Raw genomic sequence first — 5,585 nt, forward strand, 5'->3', positions numbered from 1 at the left:
CTGATGTTCCAGGCGCTTGCCGATCCCGCCCGGCGCCAGATGGTGGAACGTCTGTCGCGCGGACCGGCATCGGTCAGTCAGCTGGCCGAGCCGCTGGCGATGTCGCTGTCGGCCGTCGTCCAGCATCTCGCCGTTCTCGAGACGAGCGGGTTGGTGAGCACCGAGAAGCTTGGCCGGGTGCGAACCTGCCGGATCGAGCCAAACGCATTGCGGGCAGCCGAGCATTGGATCAACGAGCGGCGACTGGCCTGGGAACGCCGGCTCGACCGGCTCGGCGATTTTCTCACGGACATCACCGACCAAACCTGAAGGGGCCCGTCATGACCGAACGATCCGTCGTCCATTCCACCTTCGTCATCGAACGCCACTATCCGGCGCCGCCCGAAAAGGTCTATTTCGCGCTCAGCGATCCGGCGGCCAAGAAGCGCTGGTTCTTCGATCCCGACAACCCGATGCCGAGCCGGCATGAAATGGACTTTCGCATCGGCGGCAAGGAGGTGAATGCCGGCTGCCCGAGCGACGGGCAGACGCATTTCTTCAACGCCGTCTACCAGGACGTCGTGCCGAACAAACGCATCGTCTACAGCTATGAGCTGCTGTTCGGCGAAACCCGAGTCTCGGTTTCGCTGGCGACGATCGAGCTTATCGCGGAAGGCAAGGGAACGCGACTGATTCTTACGGAGCAAGGGGCCTTCTTCGACGGCATCGACTCGCCGGCCACGCGCCAGCATGGAACGGGCGAACTGCTCGACGCGCTTGGCGCGGCGCTGCAGGCAGCGAACTGAGGCCTCCGGCTGGTGGCCAGCGGTCACTCTCCAGGGGAGAGTTCCCAAAATTGATCCAGCCAGACATTCAGCCTGAGGAAGCCGGCGGTGCTGACGGCGTAGACGCGTCTGGTGCCCTCGGCCCTGGCTTTGACCAGACCGGCGTCGAGCAGGACTTTCAGATGCTGGGAAACGGCCGGGCGCGAAACCGGCAAACCGGCCGCCAACTCATTCACCGTCTTGGGACCGCGCCGGAGCTCTTCCAAGAGATAGCGCCGGTTGGGATCGGCTATCGCCACGAAAGCGTCGGAAAACATCATGCCTCATTTGTGGGGCAAAGTTCCCCAAATCTCAACCATCGGTTTCAACCTTTGTGCGCGGGTCGAGCCGCAAGGCTTCCGGCGTGACGGCGCGGTCGGCCGGCTGCGTCTTGAAGGCATCGCGGTTCTCGATCGGAACCGGCGCGCGGGCGCGGATGCGGAGCAGGGTGTAACCGGCAAGGCAGAGATGCGCGAGCGCGGTCGCAAGGAAGAGCGCTTCGGGGCGCAGCCAGCCCATCAAAGCGGCGGCCAGCAGCGGTCCGATCATGGTGCCGAAGCCATAGAGCAACAGCAGGCCGCCGGAAACCTTGACGAAATCCTCCGCCCGCGCGTGGTCGTTGGCATGCGCGACGGCGATCGAATAGAGCGTGTATGCGAAGGCGCCGTAGGCGGCCGTCAGCAAGATGACGAAAACGCCGGAACGCGGCTCGACCAGAAAGACCAGCACGGCAAACAGTGCCGCGCCGAAGGCTGCGCCCGCCAGCACGAAACGGCGGTCCGTGGTGTCGGATAGCCGGCCCGCGGGAAGCTGCATGGCCGCGCCGGCGATGACCACCAGGCTCATCATGAGCGCGATCTCGGCGGTAGAGATGCCGATGCGGGCGCCATAGACGGCGCCGAGCGTGCCCCAGGCGCCATTGGCTATGCCGATCAGAAGGCAGGCAACCGCCGACACGGGCGAATTGGCGTAGAGGCCTTTGACGTCGAGCTTGACATCCTGCAGCGGCTTCGGATGCGACTGGGTCGACACCGCAGTCGGAAGGAGCGACAGGCAGAACAGGATGCCGGTGATCATGAACAGCGAGGCCGATTTCACATCGCCGCCGGCGACGATCATCTGGCCGCCCATGATCGAAGCATAGGTGACCATCATATAGAGGCCGAAGACGGTGCCGCGATTCTCGTTGGTGGCCTTCTCATTCAGCCAGCTTTCGATGACCATGAAGGCGCCGGCCATGGTGAAGCCGGTGAAGGCGCGCAGCAGGATCCAGAAATACTCGTCGATGATGAGGCCGGTGAGGAGCGCAATGATTGCGCCGGAGGCGGCGAAGGCGCCGAACGCCCTGACATGACCGGCACGGCGCACCAGCCGCGGCGCGAAGAAACAGCCAGTGACGAAGCCGCCCGCCCATGCCGTGCCCATCAGGCCGAGCGAGGCGGTCGAGAACCCCTCAAGCTGGCCGCGCAGCGGCAAAAGCAGGCCATGCAGGCCGGAGGCCGCCAGCAGGAACGCGGTGCCGCGCAGCAGCGAGAGGATCGGTCGGTAGGTTGCGAACATAGGCTGATCCGGCTGGTAATTTCGAAGCGCAGGTCTGTTTGAGGGTGCAGCTCTGGCAGTCGCTTTCAGGCTTTTCCGGGGCGGCTGGCCATGCAGCCAGGATTATCCGCGGCGAAACAGTGCCTCGGCGGCGGATTTGGTGGCGCCCCTGGCGGCCCGCTCAGCTTCCAGCCTCGCGATCTCTTCGCGCAGCAGGTCAATGCGCTCGGACAAATCATCGACAGACAGCAGCGACAGATCCTGTCCGATCTCGTGTGGGCGGGGCTTCTTCCTGGGTTCGTCGTCGAAGATCGCCATCGTCGCTTCTCCCTGATTTCACCATTTGCCTGATTTGGTAATGAGCATACATAGGGCAGGGATGCCGATGCAAACAGCCGGCCAGCGGCATGAGGAAACGGGACAATTCATGGCAAGCGGACAGCATATTCCGGCAAAGATGACGGCGATCGCAATCTCGCAGCCTGGCGGTCCCAGGGTGCTGAAGCCGGAGACGCGCGACGTGCCCACGCCCGGCCCCGGCGAGGTCCTCATCCGCGTGCACGCGGCCGGCGTGAACAGGCCCGACGTGCAGCAGCGCAAAGGCGCCTATCCGCCGCCGCCCGGCGCCTCGGACCTGCCCGGGCTCGAGGCGGCCGGTGAGATCGCGGCGCTCGGCGACGCGATATCGCGCTGGCGCACCGGCGACCGGGTCTGCGCGCTGACGCCGGGCGGCGGCTATGCCGAATATGTCAAGGTCCACGCCGGCAGCGTGCTGCCGATCCCGGCGGGCTTTACCTATTCCGAGGCCGCGGCCGTGCCGGAGAACTACTTCACCGTCTGGCACAACGTGTTCGAGCGCGGCGAGCTGAAGAAAGGCGAGACGCTGCTTGTCCATGGCGGCTCGTCCGGCATCGGCACGACGGCCATACAGCTCGCCTCGGCATTCGGTGCCTATGTCGTCACCACGGCCGGCAGCAAGGAGAAGTGCGACGCCTGTCTTGGGCTCGGCGCCGACCGGGCGATCAATTATCGCCAGCAGGACTTCGTTGCCGAGGTCAAGGACGCAACCGGCGGCCGGGGCGCCGACGTCATCCTCGACATGGTGGGCGGCGACTATGTGGCGCGCAACTACGACGCCGCGGCCGTCGAAGGACGCATCGTCCAGATCGCCGTACAGGCCGGTGCGGTCGCCAGCACCGACTTCGCAAAGCTCATGGTCAAGCGCCTTGTCCATACCGGCTCGACGCTTCGGCCGCGCACCGTCGAATTCAAGGCAGCCATCGCGGCGGCGCTCGAGGCTCAGGTCTGGCCGCTGCTCGGCACCCGCAAGGTCGCTCCGGTCATGGACATGATCTTCCCGCTGACGGAGGCATGGCGGGCGCATGAGCGGATGGAGGAGGGCGAGCATATCGGCAAGATCGTCCTCGACGTCGGCTAGGATGCGCCCGATATAGGTGAGGCCGGCCTGCAAGCAATTGTGTCCTGCGCTTCCGCTGCTCACGTACTTTAAGTACGTTCCGCTCCGGTTTGCGGACCAACCGTTTTGGGCTTGGCCTGACCTGAATCCGCGACGCATCCTGGTCGTTCGGATCCCTGACGAGAGACTGAACAAAGGCCTAATGCTGCAATGCACAAAATGCATTGCCGCCATGCAAAAGAGTCCGTTCAATTCGTAGGCAAGGGTGCCTATTTACGCGGCATCGAACAACTGATCCCGTGAATGGAGGACTGAAATGAACCCGATCCGCGCTTTCCGCAACTGGCGCCTCTACAATGAGACGGTGCGTGAGCTGAACAAGCTGAACGCCCGCCAGCTGAACGACCTCGGCATCAACCGCGGCGACATCGAGCGTATCGCTCGCCAGGCTCTTTGATTTGAAGCACGACCCGGCCGCAAGGCTGGGCCGTAGTCTCGAAGCCAGAGCCGTCGCAGACGCTTGCTCGTCTCCGGTTCCGAACCCGCTGGACTCCGTCCGGCGGGTTTTGTCTTTTTGGGTCCCAGCTGCTCCCCTCCCAAAAACATTGCGAAATCGTGACGGAGCGTTTATACAGGCCGCGAATTTCCCATTTTGGTGGCTCTAAAACCACCGCCCGCGCGGGAACGCGGGCGAACGAGAAGGATTTTTGACATGGCCAATACGCTGCTGATGCCCAAGGCCACCGCCGTCTGGCTGGTCGACAACACCGCGCTCTCCTTCGAGCAGATCGCGCAGTTCTGCGGGCTGCATCCGCTGGAGGTCAAGGCGATCGCGGACGGCGAGTCGGCGCAGGGCATCAAGGGCATGGACCCGATCATGACCGGCCAGCTCACCCGCGACGAGATCGCGCGCGGCGAGAAGGATCCGAACCATCGGCTGAAACTCTCGGACCCCAAGGTGCGGGTGCCGGAATCGAAGCGCAAAGGCCCGCGCTACACGCCGCTGTCGAAACGCCAGGACCGGCCGAACGCCATTCTCTGGCTGGTACGCAACCATCCCGAACTCAAGGACGCGCAGATCGCGCGGCTGGTCGGCACGACCAAGTCGACGATCGAGCAGATTCGGGAGCGCCGGCATTGGAACTCGGCCAATCTGCAGCCGATGGATCCGGTGACGCTGGGCCTGACCTCGCAGATCGACCTCGACATGGAAGTCAACCGCGCCTCGCGCGGCCGCGAGCAGGCACAGCCGGCTGCCGGCGACACGCTGCTGCCGGCGGCGCTGACCGAAAGGCTGACGCCGGCTCCGGAGAAGCCGAAGGACGAGGATCAGGAGCTCGACGCCAATGCCGTGTTCGCCAAGCTTTCGGCGCTGAAGTCGAAGGACAAGAAAGAAGACGGGGAAGAGGAGTAAGGTCTCCCAGCCCGACAAAAAAGCCCGCTTCGCGCGGGCTTTTTTGTCGGCCGTGCCTGGGGAGGTCAGGTCCGCGCCGCTCGATCGGGCGCCATGCCGTAATCCTCGCTGCGTTCCACGGCGCGGTAGAAGTCGGCGAGCTGCTTGCCGCGCTCCGGCTTGTAGATACGCCCGGCAATCACCACCGAGGCGATGCGGTCGATGCGGAAGGCGCGAAAATCGTCGCGCATCTCGCACCAGGCGACCAGGGTCCATACCTTGCCCCAGAACCAGAGGCCCAGGGGCCGGATGTCGCGCGCCGTGCCGCGCCCGGCTTCGTCCGAGTAGTCGATGGTGAGCACCTGGCGCTTCTCGATGGCGCGCTCGATGAGGTCGATCGCCTCGCGCGCGGCATCGCTCACCACCCACATCG

General features: G+C 64.6%; 9 protein-coding genes. 5 read left to right on the plus strand and 4 right to left on the minus strand.

Going from position 1 to position 5,585, the window contains the following annotated elements:
- Positions 1 to 309, plus strand: a 309-nt coding sequence (locus EOA60_RS16305) for a metalloregulator ArsR/SmtB family transcription factor (protein WP_245502568.1), incomplete at its 5' end; no start/stop codon positions are given.
- An 11-nt stretch (positions 310 to 320) separates the two neighbouring features.
- Complete coding sequence (locus EOA60_RS16310; protein WP_127334723.1) at positions 321 to 785, plus strand: SRPBCC family protein; 465 nt, start codon at positions 321 to 323, stop codon at positions 783 to 785.
- 23 nt (positions 786 to 808) lie between these two features.
- Here the strand turns inward: EOA60_RS16310 and EOA60_RS16315 are convergent, their stop codons facing one another.
- The 3 genes from EOA60_RS16315 to EOA60_RS16325 all read right to left on the minus strand — a co-directional run bounded on the left by EOA60_RS16315 (position 809) and on the right by EOA60_RS16325 (position 2,660).
- A complete protein-coding gene (locus EOA60_RS16315) occupies positions 809 to 1,084 on the minus strand; it encodes a metalloregulator ArsR/SmtB family transcription factor (protein ID WP_067319326.1) in 276 nt (91 codons plus the stop codon).
- A gap of 31 nt (positions 1,085 to 1,115) precedes the next feature.
- The gene (locus tag EOA60_RS16320) at positions 1,116 to 2,363 is read right to left on the minus strand and encodes an MFS transporter (RefSeq protein WP_067002026.1); all 1,248 of its coding nucleotides are present in this window, start codon (positions 2,361 to 2,363) and stop codon (positions 1,116 to 1,118) included.
- Positions 2,364 to 2,465: 102 nt separating this feature from the next.
- Positions 2,466 to 2,660: a DUF1192 domain-containing protein gene (locus EOA60_RS16325; RefSeq protein WP_067002029.1), complete on the minus strand. Its 195-nt coding sequence runs from the start codon at positions 2,658 to 2,660 to the stop codon at positions 2,466 to 2,468.
- Between the two features lie 109 nt (positions 2,661 to 2,769).
- Here EOA60_RS16325 and EOA60_RS16330 point away from each other — a divergent pair, with 109 nt between their 5' ends.
- From EOA60_RS16330 to EOA60_RS16340, 3 genes are all read left to right on the plus strand, one after another.
- Complete coding sequence (locus tag EOA60_RS16330) at positions 2,770 to 3,780, plus strand: NAD(P)H-quinone oxidoreductase (protein ID WP_127334721.1); 1,011 nt, start codon at positions 2,770 to 2,772, stop codon at positions 3,778 to 3,780.
- Between the two features lie 295 nt (positions 3,781 to 4,075).
- Positions 4,076 to 4,216, plus strand: coding sequence for a DUF1127 domain-containing protein (locus EOA60_RS16335; RefSeq protein WP_067002031.1), 141 nt, complete (start codon positions 4,076 to 4,078; stop codon positions 4,214 to 4,216).
- Positions 4,217 to 4,471: 255 nt separating this feature from the next.
- The gene (locus EOA60_RS16340) at positions 4,472 to 5,173 is read left to right on the plus strand and encodes a DUF1013 domain-containing protein (RefSeq protein ID WP_095799823.1); all 702 of its coding nucleotides are present in this window, start codon (positions 4,472 to 4,474) and stop codon (positions 5,171 to 5,173) included.
- A 65-nt stretch (positions 5,174 to 5,238) separates the two neighbouring features.
- Here EOA60_RS16340 and EOA60_RS16345 read toward each other — a convergent pair.
- Positions 5,239 to 5,585, minus strand: a 347-nt coding sequence (locus EOA60_RS16345; RefSeq protein ID WP_128311602.1) for a WYL domain-containing protein, incomplete at its 5' end; no start/stop codon positions are given.

The sequence above is a fragment of the Mesorhizobium sp. M1A.F.Ca.IN.020.06.1.1 genome, assembly GCF_004023265.1.
Taxonomy (GTDB): domain Bacteria; phylum Pseudomonadota; class Alphaproteobacteria; order Rhizobiales; family Rhizobiaceae; genus Mesorhizobium.

Coding starts and splice junctions, on each gene's coding strand:
- EOA60_RS16310 (WP_127334723.1), top strand. CDS start 321: ATGACCGAACGATCCGTCGTCCATTCCACCTTCGTCATCGAACGCCAC.
- EOA60_RS16315 (WP_067319326.1), bottom strand. CDS start 1,084: ATGATGTTTTCCGACGCTTTCGTGGCGATAGCCGATCCCAACCGGCGC.
- EOA60_RS16320 (WP_067002026.1), bottom strand. CDS start 2,363: ATGTTCGCAACCTACCGACCGATCCTCTCGCTGCTGCGCGGCACCGCG.
- EOA60_RS16325 (WP_067002029.1), bottom strand. CDS start 2,660: ATGGCGATCTTCGACGACGAACCCAGGAAGAAGCCCCGCCCACACGAG.
- EOA60_RS16330 (WP_127334721.1), top strand. CDS start 2,770: ATGGCAAGCGGACAGCATATTCCGGCAAAGATGACGGCGATCGCAATC.
- EOA60_RS16335 (WP_067002031.1), top strand. CDS start 4,076: ATGAACCCGATCCGCGCTTTCCGCAACTGGCGCCTCTACAATGAGACG.
- EOA60_RS16340 (WP_095799823.1), top strand. CDS start 4,472: ATGGCCAATACGCTGCTGATGCCCAAGGCCACCGCCGTCTGGCTGGTC.